Genomic DNA, 22,115 nt, shown 5'->3' with positions numbered 1-22,115 from the left:
GCGTTTGTATATTCTTGTTTACTAAGTCTCTTTCTTATCTATTGTTGCTACCTGATGAGAGTCACGTTACCTTGTCTTGATATTTTCTGACCAGTGAACGATTCTGCTTCGATAGTATAGATATACACACCTATCGGTTGAGGCTCGCCATTGTAAGTACCGTCCCATCCTTCTTCAATATTGTTGGTTTCAAACATCTTCTGTCCCCACCTATTGAATATGATGAAGCTCTTCAGTCTTGCTTCGCCAAGATGCAACACTTTCAGTTTCGAGTTGTGGTTCGGCGTGAACGCGTTTGGTATGCCAACTTCGCTGTCTGCTGACACCAAAACATCTATTGAATCGGTAGTAGTACAACCAAATTCAGTCGTGGCTTTTACAATATAACGTGTGTTTACTTCTGGCTTAGCGACTGGGTTTGAGATATTGGCATTATTCAAACCAACAGGTGGGAACCAGCTGTAATACAGGGCGTTACCTTTAGGATCCATCTGATGGCTCTGGCCAGGGTACAGTTTCACGGTAGAAGGCAGATCTATGATCGCTGCCGGTTTCACGGTTACTTTCACTCTGGCAGTATCGAAGCATCCATTGGTATCGCGTGCATATACAGTGTACAGCTGGGTACCGTCAGGCCAAACGGTCGGCAGGAGGCTTACTACATCGCTGATATTGGTTGACGGTGTCCAGAAGAACGATTTCAGACCATTGCCAACCATTGCCAGTTGCGCGGTATCGCGAGGGCAGATGGCGGTATCCGCAGACAGGAATACGAAGTCAGCAGGGAAAACTGTGAGCGTAATGTCGTCGTCATCCTTACAGCCTGCCGATGTTGATACTGTGGCTTTCAGTGTAGTAGTAGCCAGAGCTTTAAATATAGGATTTGGAACATTAGACGCAGTGAGCGCAGTACCAGGCGTCCAGTCGTAAGTATAGTTGTATGGAGGCGTTACAGTGGCACTAAGTTGCATAGTGTCACCGTGACACATAGCAGCATCTTCCTGCAACGTTATTGTAGGTACAGGCTGCACTTCAATATCAAAGCTAGCTATACTATCATGAGGACAGTTAGCGTGCTGTGCCTTAATCTGGTATTTGAATTTCCCTGTCAGTGGTGACACGCCCGGCGGTGTAATAGTTGGTGTCAGGCTGGTTGGATCAGAGATCGAACTATTGCCAATTGAGCCATCGTTCAACGCAGTCCATGTATAAATATAGCGTGAGTCACCTACTGCATTCACCGTCACACTCTGACCAAAGCATATAGCCGTATCAGGCGTCAGGATCTTGAAGCCGTCGAGCACATCAACTTTTACGGTATCGAAACCTTTACACGTGTTATTGGTCGCACCAATTTCTACGAAATAAGTGATATCCCCTTGAGGTGTCACGATCGGAGTTTCGGCAGTAGCGCTGCTCAGGTAAGTAGCAGGGAACCATTTTACATTATAAGTGACACCCGCAATAGGCTGCAGTTTCAGGTCGAACGTGTCTGGTTCTCCCGGACAGGTAAGTAGATCTGTAAGCGGCGTAAATGTTGGTGACGGGAGCATGTTTATCACGACTGTATCCGCATTCTTGTCGCAGAAAGCGGTTTGTTGCGAAACAACCCTGTAAGAGGTCTGGTCATAGGCTGTAGCAACAGGAAATTGAATTGTGGTGTTATTCAGCGTGCCCCCGCCAGATATAGTACTCCATTGGAAGTTCCCACCACCCGTCACACTCAGCTGTACAGGCTGGCCAGGACAAACAGTAGTATCATTGCTGGCTTTGGTGGCAGGCCATATAAATATTGGAATGGTAGAAATGTACGAATACATGATACCGGGAGGATCGCATGTAGAATCGCGAACGGTAACGGTAAGGTTGAACAAACCTGATTGGTTAGGACCAGGAGTCCAGCTGAATTCGCCACGTACGGAATCTGTTCTTTGTTGGAAATAAGTTGTAGTAGCCGCAGGTATTGACGCATTGTGGTTATCCTCGCCAATAAGTACAGCGTTGGGGTTAGATGATTTCAGATCGTACCCGAATGTTAATAGCTGGCCGGCGCAACCTTGTATCTGGCCGCCTACTGTTGGCACCGTGCTTGGTGGCTTTGGCGTTACGGCAGGAGCCGTAGCACCGCAGTTACCGATTACTTGTACCTGCACATCACGCAGTATCGAACCGATCAATACCCCTCCGCGGAATTCTCGGGTGCGTATGGAGAGCGTTTGAGGCCCTGTTACGGGAGCTGTAAAAGTTATTTGACCAGTAACAGCATTTAATGAGAATGTATTCGCAGTTTGGATGGGGTTGAAAGGTAATGCGATCGGTGGGTATGGTGTTTGAGGATTGTTGAACGCCGCAGCAACTGGCAATGAGTTACAATCGCCACCAGGGTAGTGGTAAGGTTGCTGCACATCGCTTGCTAGTGAGTCACCGTTAGGATCCACCGCACCGTTGTTGAACTGGTAGGGAACGTTTACGCAAACGTAGGGTATCGGTTTGTTTGAGAAGTAGGGTGAAGAGTTCCCCTGAAAACTACCTGTATTATTAAAAGTGGTTTCAGTATAGAAGGTCAAACTAGTTGAGTTCAATATATTGTTACTCGGGTTACGTGCGTTCAAGAACGTGTAAAACGTCCAATAGTTACACTGGAATGGGAGCGTAACATCGGCATAGAACCACCACTCGTGGTAACCAGGAATTGGACTCGAAGTATTAGTACAGTTGGTGGGATATAACGTCGGAGAGCAACCCAATGCTACCGGCGAACCATTTGCAACACCGGGAGGAATAACGCCCGGATACACTTGCATGGTAGTCTGGTAAATTGTCGTGTTACAACTATTCTTATAGCACAGCGGCATAGATGTCGGCGCGGTGGTACCGGTACAGTCGCGATAGAACTTACAGAATACCCTGTAGGTAGAATCACTTATCCACTCGTAAATGATCTCACCTCCAGCTGCGTGTGATGCTCTTGCCTTGTTGGGCATGAGAATAAAAAAGCAAGCTGTAAGCGTAAGCAATAAGCAAGGTACTAGCTTCTTCATTTTTTAGGTATTTAAGGATATAATTTTCAATTTATGGTTTCAACCCGACCGTATTTATAGACATTAAGATTAACAAAATGGTTTGCTGGCTAAAAGCCAACAATCCTAAATCAAATTAATCCACATGTGTACATGCTCGTAAAGTTAACAAAGTGTAAGCATTTTGCTAAAAAAAATATTAACATATTGACAATTTGAGCGAGTCGATGTCAAGTAGAGGTTAGTTTGGTTTTAGTTGTTTGTTTATCAATGTTTTATGTATCTTTTTGATATTGCCGGCAGGCAAAACGAAAGCCCGGCCGGAGCCGGGCTTTATAAAAAGGTTGCATTTTTATCTTAGCGAATCAGGGTTACATTTCCTTGCCGGTTTATTTTGCGACCGCTGTATGCCTCTGCCTCTACACGGTAAACATAAACACCCATAGGCTGAGTTTCACCTTTGTATTGTCCATCCCAACCCTCGTCTATATTATTTGTTTCAAAAACCTTAACTCCCCACCTGTCAAAGACGGTGAAGCTCTTAAGTTTGGCTTCGCCAACTCTCAGCACCTTTAATTTGCTGTGTGTTGGTGTGAAAGCATTTGGTACCTCAATATAGCTATCCGGCATAACGATGATATCAATCGAGTCTGTAACGCTACAGTTGAATTCGGTTGTAGCTTTAACTATATACCGTGTATTCACGTCCGGTCTTACTTCGGGGTTGGCTATATCTGTTTTACTAAGGCCGACATGAGGGTACCATGTATAATATAATGCATTGCCGTTAGGTTGCATTTTGTACGTATCGCCAGGGTAGAGTGTTATTTTTTCGGGCAGATCAATGATGGCTGCCGGCTTCACGGTTACTTTTACTCTCGCAGTGTCAAAACATCCATTTGTATCGCGTGCGTATACTGTATACAGTTGTGTACCGGCAGGCCATGCAGTTGGCAGCAGGCTCGTTACATCGCTGATGTTTGTAGATGGTGTCCAGAAGAATGATTTGAGACCATTGCCAACCATTGCCAGTTGCGCGGTATCGCGAGGGCAGATGGCTGTGTCTGAAGAGAGGAATACGAAGTCTGCAGGGAAAACAGTCAGCGTGATATCGTCATCGTCTTTACAACCTGCCGATGTAGACGCTGTAGCTTTCAGCGTAGTAGTAGCCAACGCCTTGAATATCGGGTTAGGAATATTAGATGCAGTGAGTGCTGTCCCTGGAGTCCAGTCGTAAGTATATTTATAAGCAGGTGTTACGGTAGCGGCGAGTTGCATGGTGTCGCCATGACACATAGCAGCATCCTCCTGCAGCGTTATTGTTGGATTGGGCTGCACTTCTATATCGAAGCTAGCTACACTATCGTGAGGGCAATTAGGATGCATCGCCTTCAGTTGGTATTTGAATGGACCTGTCTGCGGCGACGTGATTTGCGGTGTGATAGTTGGCGCCATATCGTTCATATTAGAGATAGAAGTACCGCCTGAACCGTCATTCAATGCAGTCCAGGTGAATGTGTAACGTGAATCACCAATGACATTGACTTTTACACTTTGACCCTGGCAGATTGCGGTATCTGGAGTCAGTATCTTGAAGCCGTCAAGTACGTCCACTTTTACGGTATCGAAACCCGTACACGTATTGTTAGTAGCACCGATTTCTACATAATAAGTGATATCGCCTTGAGGTGTTACTGTTGGCGTTTGAGCCGTAGCACTGCTTAGATAGGTAGCAGGGAACCATTTTACATTGTACGTAACCCCGGCAATTGGTTGCAGATTCAGATCGAAAGTAGAGGGAGTGCCCGGACAAGTCAGGATATCAGTCAGTGGCGTAAATGTAGGTGTAGGCAACATATCTATTATAACTGTATCTGCATTTTTCGTACAGAAGGAGGTTTGTTGTGAGACAACTCTGTAGGTTGTCTTGGCATATGCAGTAGCTACAGGAGAGGCGATTGTGGTATTATTCAACGTGCCCGGTCCCGACACAGTATTCCACAGGAAGTTACCACCACCCGTTACACTCAATTGTACAGCCTTGCCAGGACAAACGCTTGTGTCGTTGTTGGCTTTTGTAGGAGGCCAAATGAAAATTGGAATTGTGTTAATGTAGGTATACAGGATACCAGGAGGATCACAGGTGGAGTCGCGAGCTGTAACCGTAAGCGTAAAGAGGCCTGACTGATTGATTCCTGGTGTCCAGCTAAACATACCACGTACGGAGTCTGTTCTTTGATTGAAATAGGTTGTGGTAGCTGCAGGTATCGAGGCGTTGTGGTTGTCTTCGCCAATTATGATCGCATTTGAGTTGCTCGATTTCAAATCCCAGCCAAATTCGATCAATTGTCCTGCGCAACCCTGTATCTGGCCATTGACAAATTGCACGCCCGGTGTGGTTATCACAGGCGTAACAACCGGAGGGACGGCCGTGCAGCTACCTATAACCTGCACTTGCACGTCGCGTAGTATCGAACCGATTAATACTCCGCCACGATACTCGCGAGTGCGGATGGATAATGTCCAAGGACCTACAACCGGAGCGGTAAAGTTCATTTGTCCTGTTGCAGCATTCAACGAAAATGTGTTAGCTGTTTGGATAGGATTGGACGTCAGCTGAATTGGTGGATAAGGTGTTTGTGGTGAAAACGGTATGGCGATAGGTGTAGAACTGCACGTGCCGCCGGGAAAATCCCGCGGTTGTTGCACATCAGTCGACAAAGAGTCACCGTTGGGATCAACAGCGCCGTTGTTGAACTGGAATGGCACATTTACACAAACGTATGGGATAGGCTTGTTAGAGAAATAGGGTGAAGAGTTGCCTTCGAAAGTGCCCGTATTATCAAATGTTGTTTCTGTGTAGAAATAAGTACTCGTAGCAGCAGTAAGATTGAAACTATTGTTGCGTGCAAACAGGTACGTATAAAATGTCCAATTGTTGCACTGGAAAGGTAAAGTGATATCTGCATAATACCACCATTCCTCGTAGCCCGGGATGGTGCTCGCGGCATTAGTACATTTAGTAGGGTAGGTGGTGGGAGAGCAACCAAGGGCTACCGGTGAACCATTTGGAACGTTTGGCGGTATTACACCGGGATACAAGGCCATCGGCGCCTGGTAAATCGTAGTATTGCAACTGTTTTTGTAGCACAGTGGCATCGTCGTTGGCGCACCGGGGCCGGTACAGTCGCGATAAAATTTGAAAAACACCCTATAGGTGGAACCACTGATCCATTCATAAATGATCTCACCACCAGCGCCGTGGTTGGCCCTCGTTTCGACAGGCAGTGCAGAGAGAACGATCAGTAAACAACTGAGTAAATAGAGCGGAAGCTTTCTCATGAGTTTACGGTATTTGTTAGTTAAGGTAACGGAGACTTTTTGCGATAGTCTTAAGGAGATAGACGTTGTACTCTACTACATGGTTGGCGTTGAAAAATGAGTGAAATTGCTGTTATTAATTACAGGTTAAAGTTTTTCGTCATTTTTCAACCATCAGTTGAAATAAAAATTTTAACATTTTTCGGCATTCCGCTACTTGTGAAGGTTATAGCCCAGCATAATTTCTTAGATTGCGTGATAGAATCAACAATAGCATCGTATTTATGGAACCAGTGATCACGATACACAGACTGTCAAAGCGTTATGGCGAGAAACAAGTACTAAAGGATATCAACCTGGAGATATTCCCCGGTCAGATAATTGGGTACATTGGACCCAATGGCGCCGGCAAGTCTACCACTGTTAAAATACTCACCGGCGTGATCCAGGATTATGAAGGTGACGTAATGGTTGCCGGCAAAGATCTGCGTGCCCATGTTCTTGATATAAAAAGGATCATTGGCTATATCCCTGAACTGGCAGAACTATATGATCTGTTGACACCACGTGAGTACCTGACATTTATCGGCAAACTGTACCATTTATCCGATGCGGTAATTCAGTCACGTTCCGAAAAAATGCTCGATTCATTTGGCCTGCTGGCTAATATAGACCAACGTATGGATAGCTTTTCAAAAGGTATGCGCCAAAAAGTATTGATCACGGCAGGCCTCTTGCATAATCCTTCTATCGTTATCCTTGATGAACCTTTGTCTGGACTTGATGCCAATGCAGTGATCCTTGTAAAAGAATTGTTGCAAGTACTGAAGCAGGAAGGCAAGGCTATTTTTTACTGTTCGCATATGATGGATGTTGTAGAAAAAGTGTCGGACAGGATAGTACTGATCAACAAAGGCGAGATCATTGCCAATGGTACCATCAGCGAACTGCGCATGGAAACAGGAGAATCGTTGGAGCAGATATTTGCCAAGCTCACTTCTACCGATCATCCAGGCCGCAAAGCTGATGAACTTGCAGCTGCTTTTAGTGAACAAAACAATTCTGCGCTCTAGATGAATAAGTTTATTCTCCGGCTGGTGATGCTATTCTCCGGTCTTTGGAAAAATATGGGTGCTGATACAGAGCAGCTTCGTGCGATACTTGATACCAAGTTAAAGATCGATGACCGAAAGCCGTTAAACTTCGGACGGCGTAGACCCAAAGCGCAGAGCAAATACAATTCATTGCTCAGCATGTTGTTCTCGTTTTTTGCGGGGTTTGTTTACATTTATCCACTAGTTGCATTCAATGATCCTATCTTTTCGTTGTGGGCCTATTTTTCGACCTTCCTTTTTCTGCTCACTTTTTCGCTGATCACCGATTTTTCGAATGTGATTGTCGATACCTCTGATAAACTAATCTTATTACCACGACCGATAAATGACCAAACACTATTTCTTTCGAGGATCATACACATATTTATCTACCTGGTCAGGGTAGTATTTCCAATGTCGCTGCCCGGATGGATCATCATTGGCCTTGACAGAGGATGGCAAGCCGCATTACTGTTCCCATTACCGTTACTGATGATGGTGTTTGTAGCATTGTTCACGGTTAATGCATTTTACCTTGCTATATTACGGTTTACGAAGCCCGGTAAATTCAAAGATGTAATAGGATCGCTGCAGATAGCATTCTCCATCGTTGTGTTTGCCGTTTTTTACCTGATGCAGGGTATTACTAGGACCAGCGCGGTACGTAACATTGATATTAGCCAATATAGTTGGATACAATTTACGCCACCATATTGGCTGGCAAGTTGCTACTCGTGGCTTGGGGTTAAAGGCACTTTTTCCAACGCAGGCTGGTTTAGCATTCTGTCAATAGTTTTTCCCTTGTTTGCTATCTGGGCAACCGTAAAATGGCTGGCGCCCAGTTTTACAAAACAATTGGGTAGTATCGATACTGTAGATGTAGAGGAGTCGTCTGGCGCGTCCAGAAAAATGATCAAGCGGGGCACTTACAATAGATTGGCGAATGTGTTTAACTATTCGGACGCAGCAAAATCTGGCTTTATTATCACATGGCTGCAAACAGGCCGTAGCCGTACTTTTAAAATGAGGGTGTATCCTATGCTGGCATATGTGCCAGTATACTTTGTATACATGTTGTTAATGACCGACCAGCCGTTCGTTGAATTGTGGAACGAGTTGCCTGAAACGAACATGCACCTTTTCCCGTTGTACATGTGTGCCCTTGCTATGGTGCAGGCACTTAATTACATTAGCATGTCAGATCAATACAAAGCGGCATGGGTTTATTATTCAGCACCAATTGAAACTCCCGGCGAGATCCTCGCTGGCTCGTTCAAGGCGCTTTGGATCAAATATTTTCTTCCATTCATCAGCATTATTGGTTTGTTTGTTGTGTGGATATGGGGACCTCGTGCTGTGTGGGACGTGCTGCTTGCAATGGTCAATGTATCTGTCTTTGCCATTTGTGTGTTGAGACTGAGCCATCGGATATTTCCTTTTTCGATGGCCGAACAAATGAAGGAAAAAGGCGGGAAAGGCCTGGTTCGCGTATTATTCACCTTCGTATTAATGGGCGTCTTCGGATTTAGCCATTACCTCCTTATACTCGCCGGCTTCTTGTGGCTTAAAATTTTGGTGTTAATATTGTCTTCCATTTTCTTCTGGATGGTATGGGAGAGTTGCAAAGCAACTGATTGGAAGAGCATGCGTGCCGCAGAAGCATAATCTTAATTGAATTTTCTACATGATGAGAATAGTTGTATTAAGCGCAGCTGCGCTCTCTTTGTTTTTTACGTCGTGCAAAAACAGAGTTGTTGCAGACAACGAATCTGCTAAAACGATAGACACCACTACCGCCCGCGATCGGCATACACAATCGAATGCGGATAGTGTAACGATGAAACATCTTGACCTTGATATAGCGGTAGACTTCGCCAAAAAGCAAATCGGTGGTCGTGCTACATGGGATATATCCAACGACAAGAAAGCTTCTGTTTTAAGGTTGGATACTTACGATCTTACAATAGACAGTGTGACAGCTGATGGCAAAAAGGTACCACACACAATGGGGGCCTTTGTAGAGCACCTCGGTAATGCACTCAATATTCCCATCACGGAGCAAACCAAACAAGTTTCTATATGGTACCATACCGGTGCAAAAGCTACAGCACTGCAATGGTTGGAACCGCAGCAAACATTGGGCAAAAAGCAGCCGTTCCTCTATACGCAGTCTGAGTCGATCTATGCACGTTCGTGGATTCCAGCTGCCGATGGCCCCGGCATACGCTTTACCTATAGTGCACGTGTTACCGTGCCTAAGGGTTTAATGGCGCTTATGAGTGCCGAAAATCCGCAACAAAAATCGGCCGATGGTGTGTACACATTCAAGATGGATATTCCTATTCCGGCATACCTGATGGCGCTGGCTGTGGGCGATATTACATTCCGCAGCATAGACGCGCGTACAGGTGTTTACTCTGAACCAAACATGGCTGATAAAGCGCAGTATGAATTTGCGGAAGTAGGTAAGATGGTAAATACTGCAGAGCAATTGTACGGTCCTTATAGATGGGGTAGATACGATGCGCTCGTATTACCTCCGGGCTTCCCGATAGGTGGTATGGAAAATCCTAAACTCACTTTTGCAACACCAACCATTATAGCCGGCGATCGCTCACTAATGAACCTGATAGCACACGAACTGGCACACAACTGGAGCGGTAACCTGGTAACTAATGGCACGTGGAATGACTTCTGGCTGAATGAAGGTTTTACAGTGTATTTCGAACGCAGGCTTACCGAGGCAATGACAGACAAGAGCTACGCAGATATGCTTTGGGAACTTGGTTACCAGGACCTCGAGCACACTGTGGAGGATATCGGTAAAGACAACAAAGACACTTGGTTGAAGCTTGATCTTACTGGTCGCGATCCGGATGATGGCCTTACTGATATAGCGTATGAAAAAGGCGCCTTGCTCTTGAAACTTATCGAGAATAATGTAGGCCGTGAAAGGATGGATACATTCCTGAACAAATACTTCAAGGAATACGCGTTCAAGACCATCACGACGGAAAAATTCCTCAATTACCTCAATGAGAATTTAATAAAAGGCGATAAAGAACTGGAGCAGAAACTCAATATCAATGCATGGGTATATGGCCCAGGTATTCCATCTAATGCCCCGCGTGTGCAGCCAGAACGTTTCAAAGCAGTAGATGCTGCACGTGATGCATTTCTCGGTGGTAAAGCTCCAGCAGAATTGGGCACAGCTAAATGGAGCACTAATGAGTGGCTTCATTTCCTGAGAAAAATGCCTAAGCCAATGGACAAGGAAAAAATGGCTACACTGGATAGACAATTCAAGTTTACTACAAGCGGGAACAGTGAGATAGCTGCACAATGGTATGTAATGAGCATTGCTGCCGGTTATGAGGCCGCTTATCCTGCAATGGAAAAATTCCTCAGCCAGGTCGGCCGTCGCAAGTTCCTCGAGCCGTTGTACGAAGAGATGATGACAACCGGCAAGCAGGATATGGCAAAAAGCATTTACCAGAAGTACCGGATGAACTACCATCCGCTGGCACAAACCACGCTTGATAAGCTCATCAATAAAAAATCTTAAAGGCATTTCTAACAAAATGAACGACGCCCGCATATTGCGGGCGTTGTTCATTTTGTATTGTTGTGAAGAAATTTATCTCTGGTAGCTGAACCTAGTATTTTGCGTTTCATCTTCCGCTCTTACCTGTAACTGGTAAATACCGTTAGCTACATTAGGTATATTGATATCTTCGCTACCAGTTGCGCTCGTTATCCGGGTAGCAAAAACAACCTGGCCTATCGCGTTAACTATTGATATCGACAATGGTTTGTTTTTTGTTAGTCCCTCAAGTTTGAATCTGCCGCTGTTTGGGTTAGGGTATAGGTCGACTGACGGTGCGCTACTAAGATCACTAACTCCAAGGTTGATCCGCACACGCAGCCTGTTGCTCAACGAAGTTTGGGGGCAATGCGCAGAGGCATCTGCAGTCACCTTTACCCATATGGTATCGTTGTGTTGAAAATCTACGGCTGTTATACCTGTGTAAGTTGAATTAGTTGCACCAGGTATATTTACACTATTCTTCACCCATTGATACGTTGGGTTTGCACCGGCGTTTGATACATTGGCTGTAAATGTTACCTGGTTCATCGGTCCTGTATAAAGGGAATCCTGGCTGGAGATGAACACGTTGGGGATCAGCAATGTATCTACTACAACATTCAGGTAAGTTGTATCCGAACGACAACCCGTTGTCGGCACCTCTGCTATCACCTTATAAATACCAGATTTTACTACTGATGCGTTCGTGATATTCACAGTTTGGCCGGTTATGCTCAGCGCAACAAAGTTATCTGGCCCCGTCCAGTAAAAATAATAGGTGACAGCCGGGGTATTTGTTGCCATCATAGTTATTGTATCGCCTTCGCAAATGGGACCGTTGTGGGTAGCAGCCGGTAACGCAGGAGTTGTGTTGGGAGTGACGGTCACGGTGTCTTTATATATGCAGCTCCCGAGAGTGGCAGTTACTATATAATCGCCGCCCCCAGCGAACGTGATAGCCGGAATAATATCGTTTTGTTGTGCAGATGTATAGCTATTAGGGCCGGCCCAGCTATATGTGGCGCCCGGTATAGTACTTGCATTTAGTTGGACGTCTTTACCCATGCATGCAGAGGTGGGAGTGTATGTGGCAATTACCTGGTCGGTGCATTGGGCAAAGGAGTTGACTTGAAGTAGGGTCGCGGTGGCTAGTAGTAAACGTTTTATCATAATCATCATTGGTTCAGCAGGTAAATTTAATTGTTTTTGCGATTGATATTTTCTCGCTGTGTTAGACCATTTTGAGTTTCTGCATTGCGGAAGCATCAATGTATTATGATTTATTGAATGGAATTTAACATCTATGTAAAATATAACATGTATAAAATATTTGACTTTCCGGCCGCTGAGGCCTACCTTTGCATTGGTTCTTCAGGGAAAAAATAGCGCGAGCGGCTACGGTGGAAGTTGATCCCATGCCTTTAGTTCCCGGGCACTCCCTTTCCGGAATAATCCATGCCTTGTGAAAGGCGGAAGATAAAGCGCAGACGTAGCCAATAACAGATGTGGGATACTTGGTCGTACCTTAGAATCAGTTGGCGAAATCTGCGCCTCTTTTTGCGTACAGAAAAAACACAGGCTCCACTAAAACAGATGTGGGATTTTTGATGGCCGTACCTAAAATCTGCTCAGTGAAAGCCTGCGCTATGTTTAATTCAGATCGAACTGAGGGATGTGATTGCGTGTCACTCAATGCTTTGACCTAATGGTCATGAGTGGCGTGAAGGTCTATCATTTTTTTACAAAGTGCAAGGAAGTTTAGTGACAAATGTGCCAACAATTATTGTATGATAATTGGAATGAATGAAATATTCTTACTATAGCAAAATGCGCAGCCAATTTGGCTGCGCATTTAATATTTCAAGATATTCGTTCATTAAGGCAATATGTCTTCCCATGCGGTCGGTTCAAATTCAGCAGCATACTTTTCAGCATCGGCTGCTGTTTTCATTTTGTAGTATTGACGCACATCCGCGGGAAGCTCATCCACATCTCGTACTGCGCTATATATTTTTGAACGCACCATCAGCCATTTTGGATCCTTGGCTACCATCTTGTTTACAAGTCCAAGAATAAACGTGGTGTCCTTAGGATTGATGTTATAGTAGTTTTGAGCATGCAGTGCTTTTGCAGGGAAATAGCTAAAGATTGCAAGCTTCGTCAGCTCGTCGTCTATCTTTAGTTTTTTGCGCATCATATCCTGGTAGTACACTATGGCCGAACTGAATTCGCTATTAGAATACGAACTCTTAATTGCGAGATCATAAAGGTCAAGCTGTTGCTGTTTGCTTAGCTTAGCTTTTTTCAATGTCTGGTAGGCGTACTGGTGAGCTTTGGCATATTCACCCCTTTTATAAGCAGCCACCGCTTCCTGGTATTCCCAATCGGCTCGTTTCAGTTTCAACTCAGCCACCTGCTTTTCACCGGTAGCGGCATCAATATAAAATATTGTATCAACACGCCCCTGGTATTTAGCTTTTTCCGGATGCAAAGCAAAATCCTTTTGCTCTGCAATAAATACTTTGTCTGTCGAATCTTGTGCCCAGGTCATGAATGGTGCTGTCATCAAGAAAATAAAAATCATCCGTTTCATAACAATTGTTCTTTAAGTCAATTCCGCTCATCACTTTAAAAATCACATGCCAGCTCACCATTAAAACTCCTTGATAGAATGTTAAGAATGTTTAGCGATTTTATGTTTTCATTATCGATTGATTATGAGAACTTGACATCGTTAAACATTAATTCAGTGAAAAAAAATGCGCTTCGTATCGCGGTTAAACTGTGTCTAGTAACCGCTACAGTAGAGCTACTGAGGCATATTATCCCAACAATAACATGAGGTTCTGCAAAGGAGCATAGGGATTCGCAAACTGGTGATTAGTTTTTCTTTTAGTATTGCGATGGGAGTAGGTCTGGGTTGGCGAACGAGCTTGCAACTATGATCTTGTCAGTTGGGGAAGATTCAAGACCGGCAGGACCGATATTTACTTTTGTAAGTGCCGGTTTGCGACCGTTACATTCAACAAGTACCCAGTATTGTCCTTGCTGCAGATTGGAGACATTTATTTGCTCCTTTGTATCGCCAAAAGGGATCACTGATTTGGTAAGAACGATTTGACGGAGGGTATTGAGGATGCTTATCTTAACCGTTTGAGTTTCGTATTTCCAAAGGTCAGCTATAAGGAAATCGCTATTTTCCGGATCAGTATAGACCCACTCGCGTATCTGCTTCCTGGCCGCATGATAGATCGGGTTTGACGAACCTGCATAGAGTGCATTCAGGGCAATATGCGAAGGCTGCCATATATCTGCTGTTGCCGTGGCGATCGTGTTGCTAAAGTCTGTTCCGCCTGCAAATATTATTTGGTCGCTGTACGTAGCCACTGCAACGTTAGCGCGCGGTTGCGACAGGTATTCTATGCTCCATGTGTCGTTAGCGATATCAAGTACTTCACACCGGCTGGTTGTCGTGCTAATATTGTTGATGAAGCCACCTGCAAAGGCTATGCAAGATGGTGTTACAGCTACGGCCATGCCATGACGACGGGCTGGCAGAGTAGTGACAGTCCAGGAATCTGTTTCACTATCGTACACCTCCAGTTTGTCAGAGATGATATCTCCTTTCAATAAGCCACCGGCAATGTACACTTTAGTGCCGTATACAGCTACAGACATGCCGTGTTTTGCTTCAGACAGGGTAGCCTTCTTCCAGCTGTTCCGAACTGCATCGTAAATGTCGATCGTGTTTGAGGGTTGCAGGCCTGTTGCGGAAGCGTTGAGTCCTCCGGCAAAAATTATCTTATTGCCGATGCTAGCTACCGAAATGTCATACCTGGTGTCAGATAGTCTGGAAGTGGTCCACGTTTTCGAGTGTATTTCATAGATGTCTATCGCGCTACTGGCAACTGGAGAACCTATATTTCCTGAAATACCGCCTGCGAAAACTATTTTGTTAGCTGCTGCGCCTACAGCAAGCTTTGTACGTGCTTCTGATAGGTTGTGGCGCAGACGTTGGCTGTTTTCCGTATTGAAGATGTCGGCGCGACTAGAATAAACATTATTAGCTATACCACCGGCAAAGATCACGACGGTACCCAATGCACCCGCACCTCCAACCTCGCGCTTCTGAGACAAGCCTGAATGATACCACTGATCATTTTCTGCATTATAAATGTCAATCCTGTCAACAAACTCAGGAGCATGCTGTGATCCGCGCGCGCCACCCGCAAAAAAAGCATTTTGCCCCAAGGCAGCTGTGCTTATGCCGCGCCGTGGTAAGGAGAATTGATGTGTTTGCCAACGGTTCGATCTGAAATCGTAGATGTCACATGCTGTTGCTGAGGAAAAGATGGCCTTGCCACCTACCTGCAAACCTGATAAATGAAGCTTTGGTTGTGAAAGAAACTGAATGTCCCAATTGCCGGTTGCGATTTGCGTGGCATTTGCGACGGTTGCAGCCTGCCGACTTACATCGCCTTGTGCAAAGGAACTGCACACAGAAAAAAACAGGCACACTAGTGCCATATATGCGCTCTCTCTTATCCGCATATGCTATTTTTAAAAAATAGAGTCTGGTTCCCTTATAAAATGGCCTAACAACGGCCTGTTTCAATAACTGGCAAATCCCTTAAAATGCCATTTCTCAAATAAGTAATAAAATTGTGCCGGTTTCGGTTGAGTATGTAATTACTTAATTGATAGTTATTGAATTAAAGTTAGCAAAAGATCTCAAAAGGATGAAACGCTTTATGCACATTTTTTGCTTTTCTGTGTAAAACTAAACTTGACAAACTGTTGAAACTACACTGTAAAGTCAGAAAAGTTGCGATAGTTACCTTTGATGGTGCCGATAACACCTAAACGCTCATCGTGGCGCTCAAAATCTTTGCATGCTGCCTCCGATTCTTTAACGCTGAGTAATGCATCGGCAATGCTGAGTATTTCTCTTTCTTCTGTTTCTATTTCGTCTTCCAGTTCGTTCAGGTATTTATTCATTGCCAACCGTACAGTACGATAATCGTGCATGTTGTAGGCGTCCAGTATCTCCGATATGAATTGCTCCAGGTCCTGGTGATGACTATACATTTCATCTATAAAAAGGGCATCTAACCGTTGCGTACGTCCTTGCACCATTGGGAACAGCACCTTGTCCTCTTTCGGAAAGTGGCACATTTCCGTAAAATTGTGAAAGAATACGATCATGTCGTGGATAAGCGCCTGGTAGATGGTTGTGTCCTGGATACTTTGTACCTGTCGTGTTTTTTCAATTGCATCTATGAGTAGCTTATGCTCCTCATGAAGAATAGATACCGGATTGTTCATAAGAGTGTTTTTTAAGGTGACGAAATGTTGTCTCTACAATTCAGAAAGGGGAGTTCCGGTCAGAGGTACTAGATCCTTGCAATGGGTGTTTAAAACTTTGTCGGATATTAAATATCGGATAAAGCCAAATGATATGCAAATTTTCGGCATATTAATTGGGCCTACTTTTCAAAAATGCAGTACTTTAATAGAACAGTTCACCATTAAAATCCGCCAAAACATGATCACTCCCGCCATTAAAAACAAGATCGAAAAGGTCATCAATGCATTTGAAACAGGACGAGCCGATGGCAATTACGCCGGACTCGTAAAATATCGAGACTATCGCGATCCAGCCACCAGGATCTATATCACGCAGATAACGTATGGCCGCTCACAGACCACAGAGTTTGGCAACTTGAAACCGCTGATACAGAACTATGTTAATAGTAATGGTACGTACGCAGCACAGTTAAAGCCTTATGTCAACAGGATAGGTCGCAAACCAAGTCTAAGTACTGACACCGTTTTTTGTAACCTGTTGATCGAAGCAGCAAAGAATGATCCTATAATGCGTGATGCTCAGGACCAGTTGTTCGATTCTTATTATTACCTACCAGCCCTGGGCTGGTTCAATGCAATGGGTTTCACACTGCCGCTCAGTTTATTGGTTATTTACGATAGCCACATTCACTCCGGCAGCATACCCGATTTTCTGCGCAAGCGTTTTCCTGCTGTGCCACCTGTACGTGGTGGCGATGAGAAAACATGGATAAAGCAATATGTAGATACAAGGCATGAATGGTTGCGTACGCATCCCAATAAAATACTCAACAATACTATTTACCGCACTACTTGCTTTAAAAAGCAGATGCAGGATAATAACTGGGACCTCGCGAAGCCGGTGAAGGCTAATGGTGTTTTGATAGCTTGATGTTATTTTTGCGTTCAAACTGCAAAGGATGTTTATCAAGAACCAGAAATTCAGCGACGAGGATATGCTTATGGAAACGCTTTTTGATTTTGGATTGGGTGATGCCAGTCCCTTAATGCAAGAGGTTATCCAGGACGTGAGCAGGATGATAGAGTCAGACCTTGAGCTCAGCAATCACCTGCGTACACTCGATGAGGAAGATGCCATGGAATTGCTGACTGACATTCAGCTGGAGCAGCAGGCAAAAAAGCTTCGGGAACAGTTCACTTCGTTTGCTGTGTCTAAGGCAAAACTTTATGGAATCACCGCAGACGGCGAAGAAAAGTTGCTGTACGAAATAGATCTAGTCTAAAATAAAAATGGCCGGTAATACCGGCCATTTTCTATCTCAGTAACTTTCTACTAGTAGTTGATCAGACCGTTGATGTTGGTAAATGTAGCAATGCCCTGGCCGTAAGGTACTGTAATAGTGCCTGTAAAGCTTCCTGTTGCATTAGCAAATTTACCGGTGCCACCAACAAAATCGCAGTTGATAGTACCTACAGCAGCGGTAGCAGTAAAGTACAGGTTGTAAGGGTAAGTGTGACAATACACCTCATCACCGTTCGCTGCAACAAACGAACCACATTCTATTCCAATTATCTGGCCTATCATAGCACCATCTTTAATCAGCGGTTGCGCGCAAGGCTTGATCTTAGATGTTGCATTTCCAAGATGGCTCAGGTTACCTGTGCCCACAAGATTGCCTACCGGCGTATATTCGCCACAGTCGCACGGAACATTCTCACCTACAAACTGGTACGTCATAGAGCCAGTGAATGGTACGCCGGATTTCTTTGCTGCGCTCTCAATTGATGCAGTGTTAGAATTGTCAGGCTTTGTACAGTTGTTCTCTTTCTTACAAGATGCGAAAAGTACTACAGACCCCAGGGCAATCAAGAATAGATGCTTCATAAAAGATACTTTAGAAAGTGTGTTAATGCGTTTCGCAAAGCTATTAAGTATCTTAAGCTTTTTTTGCAAATGACTGGTTAACCAACATTAAATTTTGCCAACTATGTATATAGTTTCAATGTTTATGTGTTACTCATTCATTTTCTCGGCTCTATCGGCATCTCGCAGGTGGATGTTCTGCTTTCTTTTTCGTAGTTGGATATTCAGCATCTCCACAGCGAGTGAAAACGCCAGGCAGGAATAAATGATACTCTTACTTATTTCCTGGTGAAAAGCATCTGCAATAAGCACAACGCCAATTACCACAAGGAATGACAATGCGAGCATTTGCAGCGTAGGTTGACTGTTGATCACACGCATTACCGGGCCGGAGAAAAGCATCATGATCCCAATTGATACTAACACGGCGATGATCATAATGATCACATTTTCAACCAGGCCCACAGCTGTTAATATCGAGTCGAATGAGAACACAGCATCCACTAATACGATTTGGATAATAACAGCCATAAAGCCTGCACCTGCTTTGGCAGCAGCTGTTTCTTCAGGCTCGTCCAGTTGCAACTTATGGTGTATTTCCATCGTGCTCTTGGCTATCAGGAATATACCGCCGGCCAGTAAGATGACGTCCTTCCAGCTTAACGCCATCGGCTCCGCCGTCTTATCAAAAATGGCTGGTATGGTTACCACAGGGTCTTTGAGACCAATGATCCAGTTGATGGTAAGTAAAAGGCATACACGGAAAACCATAGCCAGTGATAAACCAATGTTTCTTGCCTTTGCCTGCTGGCTTTCAGGAAGTTTGCCTGCAACGATGGAAATGAAGATCACGTTGTCGATACCAAGTACAACTTCAAGAAAACATAATGTTACTAAACTGATCCAAACGCCTGGATCTGAAAAATCAGGAAGAACAAGAAGCAAATTCATAATGGCTTTGATAAATAACTATTGTTTGAACGGCCTGCAAGTTTCATTTTTTTGCAAACCTTTCAAAATAATTAGGCCATGTTTGGATGTTAGACGGCCTTTTTTATCAGGTCCATTAGTTTATCAATGTCCTGTTTGTTGTTGTAGATGTGTGTAGAAACTCTTAGCGAGTTAAGGCCGTTTTCACCCACTGTTCTGATCTGCACTGTTTTTTCCATGCAGTCTTTATAGAATTTGGCGTTGTCGATGCCCTTAATGCGAAAACCGTTAACAGCACAACGCGAACGTTCTTCAGTTGGCGTTAGCAATTCTATCTTATCACCAAACTCAAGCAACCTTTGTTGCGTATAGTGGCCCAGGCTCTTAATGCGCTTATGGATATTATCCATACCAATGGTTTCGATGAAATCGATAGCAGCGTCTACACCCTTATACAACCCCAGCGACTGTGTGCCACCATAATAGCGGTGGGCTGAATTCGCATATTCTCCCATCTTTACCGGGTGACAAGCCATATCCCATTGTGCATTGTCGCTGCCGCCACCTACGAAATATGCCTGCAGGATATTCTGAAAATCTTTTCGCACATACATGAAGCCGGTTCCTTTAGGGCCTAGCATCCACTTATGTGTACAGCTGGCATACGTGTCGCAGCCCATATCATGAAGGTCGAGATGCAGCATACCGGGCCCATGTGCGCCATCTATTATAGAATAGATATTTTTCTCACGTGCTAGCGTACAGATATCTTTTACCGGAAATATCTGCCCTTGTGTGCAAGGGATATGAGGTACAGCTATTACGCGTGTTTTTTTGGTAATGAGCGCATTGATCCTGTTAAGCGTTTCATCTGCTGTTGATGCCGGCGTAAATGTTTTAAGCACAATGCCATGCAGGCGCTGTCTGCTCAACCAGGGAAAGGCATTACCAACGTGCTCATGTGTTGTAAGTATCACCTCGTCGCCTTTTTTTAAAGGCACTCCCCAACAACCTATATTGATACCGTCTGTTACATTGTGTGTTAAAGCAATCTCGTCTTCATTGGCTCCTACAAAAGCTGCAAGTTTTTTGGATGTCGTTTCCCAGCCGCCATACCTGCCAAATTGATCGCCTTCCATCATTCCTTTTTGAACTGCTTCAACTACGGGGTAGGGTGAAGGACCCATAGTGCCATTATTGAGATAGGTCCAGTCCTTTCTGAGCGGGAACAGCAGGCGAACGTTTTGCCAATAGTGTTCAATTTCGGTTACGTCATCGCCATTGTTATGCAACTGTTGGGCAGCAGCGATCTGATCGAACTCTGCCATGGAGCAGGCTGCTAACATTGATGCTGAGCGGATAAAGTTTCGGCGGTTAAATTTCATTGTAGGTAATGGTTCTGTTTGAAATATACAGCTATTTATATTTGAATGCCATACCCATTTGACGAATGATGCAAATTTTCCGTGAAACGCCATTGTCGACCTGCGAAACTATTTACCTTTGCCCTATGGGTATAGCAGACAGACTATTTGGAATGAAAGCCGAGAAGGCTGAAAAGAATTTGAAAGCCGGACAGGAATTCCTTGCGGCCAATAAGCAAAAGCCAGGCGTCGTGGAATTGCCAAGCGGCCTCCAGTACGAGGTGTTGGTCGAAGGTGACGGTCCCAAGCCTACGGAGTTCAACAAAGTTACCTGTCACTATCATGGCACACTGATAGATGGTACAGTTTTCGACAGCTCTGTACAACGTGGTAAACCTGCAGCCTTTCCGCTGAATATGGTGATCAAGGGATGGACCGAAGGGCTTCAGCTGATGGGTGTAGGAAGCAAATACCGCTTTTTCATTCCTCCGCACCTGGGATATGGTGACAGGCAGGTAAGCGCGCAGATAGGTCCTAACAGTACGCTTATCTTCGACGTGGAGCTGCTAGGTATCAACTAGGTTGTTACAATTTTTTGATATACTCCTGACCGTTGTTCACCTGCTGGTGATCGGGTTCAATTTGCTTGGCTGGATATGGCCTAAAACAAGGAGGGCACACCTGGTTTGTGTACTTCTTACGGCAGGTTCGTGGCTGGTGCTGGGCATCTGGTTCGGCTGGGGGTATTGCCCCATTACTGATTGGCAATGGGATGTAAAAACAAAGTTGGGAGAAACAAACCTACCCAACTCGTTTATTAAGTACTACGCTGATAAACTGACTGGCAAAGATTTTGATGCCGGCTTTATTGATACGGTGACAGCAGTTTCGTTTGCTATTGCAGGATTGCTGTCACTGTATTTCAACTTCTTCAAGAGAAAACATTCTACTTCTTCTTCGGATAAAAACGGGTAGGCAGTCTGCCTTCGTTTGCCGACTCGATAAACTCGGCAATGCGTTTGTCTTTGGTCACTGGTAATTTCGCGCTGCTGATCCAGTAAATGACGTATTTCTTGGGCGAGGGAATATTCAAATCATCGAAAAACTTCTTTGCCTTTTTGTTAGCTGGTTTTGCTAGCGCTTTTTTCAACTCAACCGGAGTGTCGAACGATTCAATGCTATCCAGTTTGCTCCAGCTCCCATTCTGTTTTGCTAGTTCTATTTTCTCCATACCAGCCGGCGTCATCATGCCTTCGGCTATTAGTCGTTCTATGCGTTCCTTGTTCAACTTCGACCATCCGCTCTTGGATTTTCTCGGCATGAACAACTGCATATAGCTTTCCTCGTCTAATGGGCGCTGGGTGGAGTCTATCCAACCATAACACAAAGCTTCTTCCACAGCGTCGGCATAGGGAACACGAGCTTTGCCACTATCTTTTTTATAGTAGATCAACCATATACCCGGTGCATTTTTATGGTTTTTCTCTAGCCATTTGCGCCATGTTTTTCTGTCCTGCGCATAGTACCTGTCAAAGCTGTCGATTATAGCCATAATGCAAGTGTTTTCCTCTAAATGTGCACAAATATAGCAGCTGCTGACCATCGCCATGGTATCGCAAGTATTGAAAA

At 44.6% G+C, this 22,115-nt stretch carries 17 protein-coding genes; 7 read left to right on the top strand and 10 right to left on the bottom strand.

The window, feature by feature from the left end:
• Positions 1 to 47: 47 nt before the first annotated feature.
• Complete coding sequence (locus P2W83_RS14995) at positions 48 to 3,041, bottom strand: T9SS type B sorting domain-containing protein (RefSeq protein WP_276134571.1); 2,994 nt, start codon at positions 3,039 to 3,041, stop codon at positions 48 to 50.
• Positions 3,042 to 3,377: 336 nt separating this feature from the next.
• Complete coding sequence (locus P2W83_RS14990; protein WP_276134570.1) at positions 3,378 to 6,362, bottom strand: T9SS type B sorting domain-containing protein; 2,985 nt, start codon at positions 6,360 to 6,362, stop codon at positions 3,378 to 3,380.
• A gap of 230 nt (positions 6,363 to 6,592) precedes the next feature.
• Here P2W83_RS14990 and P2W83_RS14985 point away from each other — a divergent pair, with 230 nt between their 5' ends.
• The 3 genes from P2W83_RS14985 to P2W83_RS14975 are packed head-to-tail and all read left to right on the top strand — an operon-like array spanning position 6,593 to position 11,000.
• A complete protein-coding gene (locus P2W83_RS14985; RefSeq protein WP_276134569.1) occupies positions 6,593 to 7,414 on the top strand; it encodes an ABC transporter ATP-binding protein in 822 nt (273 codons plus the stop codon).
• Positions 7,415 to 9,100 (top strand): hypothetical protein, encoded by a 1,686-nt coding sequence (locus P2W83_RS14980; protein ID WP_276134568.1) that lies wholly within the window; start codon positions 7,415 to 7,417, stop codon positions 9,098 to 9,100. It abuts the gene before it with no gap.
• A gap of 19 nt (positions 9,101 to 9,119) precedes the next feature.
• Positions 9,120 to 11,000, top strand: a complete 1,881-nt coding sequence (locus P2W83_RS14975) for a M1 family metallopeptidase (RefSeq protein ID WP_276134567.1) — start codon at positions 9,120 to 9,122, stop codon at positions 10,998 to 11,000.
• Positions 11,001 to 11,072: 72 nt separating this feature from the next.
• On the opposite strand, the gene P2W83_RS14970 is transcribed toward P2W83_RS14975, so the two are convergent.
• The 4 genes from P2W83_RS14970 to P2W83_RS14955 form a co-directional block, all read right to left on the bottom strand.
• Entirely contained in the window at positions 11,073 to 12,191 is a 1,119-nt protein-coding gene (locus P2W83_RS14970) for a T9SS type A sorting domain-containing protein (RefSeq protein ID WP_276134566.1), read from the bottom strand.
• Positions 12,192 to 12,897: 706 nt separating this feature from the next.
• The gene (locus P2W83_RS14965) at positions 12,898 to 13,614 is read right to left on the bottom strand and encodes a hypothetical protein (RefSeq protein ID WP_276134565.1); all 717 of its coding nucleotides are present in this window, start codon (positions 13,612 to 13,614) and stop codon (positions 12,898 to 12,900) included.
• A 299-nt stretch (positions 13,615 to 13,913) separates the two neighbouring features.
• Positions 13,914 to 15,572 carry a Kelch repeat-containing protein gene (locus P2W83_RS14960; RefSeq protein WP_276134564.1) on the bottom strand — a complete coding sequence of 553 codons (1,659 nt, stop codon included), beginning with the start codon at positions 15,570 to 15,572 and terminating at the stop codon, positions 13,914 to 13,916.
• Positions 15,573 to 15,824: 252 nt separating this feature from the next.
• Positions 15,825 to 16,346 (bottom strand): hemerythrin domain-containing protein, encoded by a 522-nt coding sequence (locus P2W83_RS14955; RefSeq protein ID WP_276134563.1) that lies wholly within the window; start codon positions 16,344 to 16,346, stop codon positions 15,825 to 15,827.
• Positions 16,347 to 16,566: 220 nt separating this feature from the next.
• On the opposite strand from P2W83_RS14955, the gene P2W83_RS14950 reads away from it, so the two are divergent.
• On the top strand, positions 16,567 to 17,259 hold the full coding sequence (locus P2W83_RS14950; RefSeq protein WP_276134562.1) for a chitosanase: 693 nt from the start codon (positions 16,567 to 16,569) through the stop codon (positions 17,257 to 17,259).
• A 28-nt stretch (positions 17,260 to 17,287) separates the two neighbouring features.
• The gene (locus tag P2W83_RS14945) at positions 17,288 to 17,611 is read left to right on the top strand and encodes a hypothetical protein (RefSeq protein WP_276134561.1); all 324 of its coding nucleotides are present in this window, start codon (positions 17,288 to 17,290) and stop codon (positions 17,609 to 17,611) included.
• Between the two features lie 50 nt (positions 17,612 to 17,661).
• On the opposite strand, the gene P2W83_RS14940 is transcribed toward P2W83_RS14945, so the two are convergent.
• The 3 genes from P2W83_RS14940 to P2W83_RS14930 all read right to left on the bottom strand — a co-directional run bounded on the left by P2W83_RS14940 (position 17,662) and on the right by P2W83_RS14930 (position 20,450).
• Entirely contained in the window at positions 17,662 to 18,213 is a 552-nt protein-coding gene (locus P2W83_RS14940) for a hypothetical protein (protein ID WP_276134560.1), read from the bottom strand.
• Positions 18,214 to 18,342: 129 nt separating this feature from the next.
• Entirely contained in the window at positions 18,343 to 19,143 is an 801-nt protein-coding gene (locus P2W83_RS14935; RefSeq protein WP_276134559.1) for a TerC family protein, read from the bottom strand.
• 89 nt (positions 19,144 to 19,232) lie between these two features.
• On the bottom strand, positions 19,233 to 20,450 hold the full coding sequence (locus P2W83_RS14930; protein ID WP_276134558.1) for an aminotransferase class V-fold PLP-dependent enzyme: 1,218 nt from the start codon (positions 20,448 to 20,450) through the stop codon (positions 19,233 to 19,235).
• A 122-nt stretch (positions 20,451 to 20,572) separates the two neighbouring features.
• Here P2W83_RS14930 and P2W83_RS14925 point away from each other — a divergent pair, with 122 nt between their 5' ends.
• Positions 20,573 to 21,067 carry an FKBP-type peptidyl-prolyl cis-trans isomerase gene (locus P2W83_RS14925; RefSeq protein ID WP_276134557.1) on the top strand — a complete coding sequence of 165 codons (495 nt, stop codon included), beginning with the start codon at positions 20,573 to 20,575 and terminating at the stop codon, positions 21,065 to 21,067.
• 1 nt (position 21,068) lies between these two features.
• Entirely contained in the window at positions 21,069 to 21,461 is a 393-nt protein-coding gene (locus P2W83_RS14920) for a DUF2784 domain-containing protein (protein WP_276134556.1), read from the top strand.
• On the opposite strand, the gene P2W83_RS14915 is transcribed toward P2W83_RS14920, so the two are convergent.
• Complete coding sequence (locus tag P2W83_RS14915; RefSeq protein ID WP_276134555.1) at positions 21,433 to 22,038, bottom strand: YdeI/OmpD-associated family protein; 606 nt, start codon at positions 22,036 to 22,038, stop codon at positions 21,433 to 21,435. The two genes, P2W83_RS14920 and P2W83_RS14915, sit on opposite strands and share 29 nt — an antisense overlap.
• Between the last annotated feature and the right edge of the window lie 77 nt (positions 22,039 to 22,115).

The sequence above is a fragment of the Polluticoccus soli genome (genome assembly GCF_029269745.1).
In the GTDB taxonomy this organism is placed as follows: Bacteria; Bacteroidota; Bacteroidia; order Chitinophagales; family Chitinophagaceae; genus Polluticoccus; species Polluticoccus soli.
Note: the sequence above shows the minus strand (reverse complement) of the source record. Positions and strands in the feature narration are given on the sequence as shown.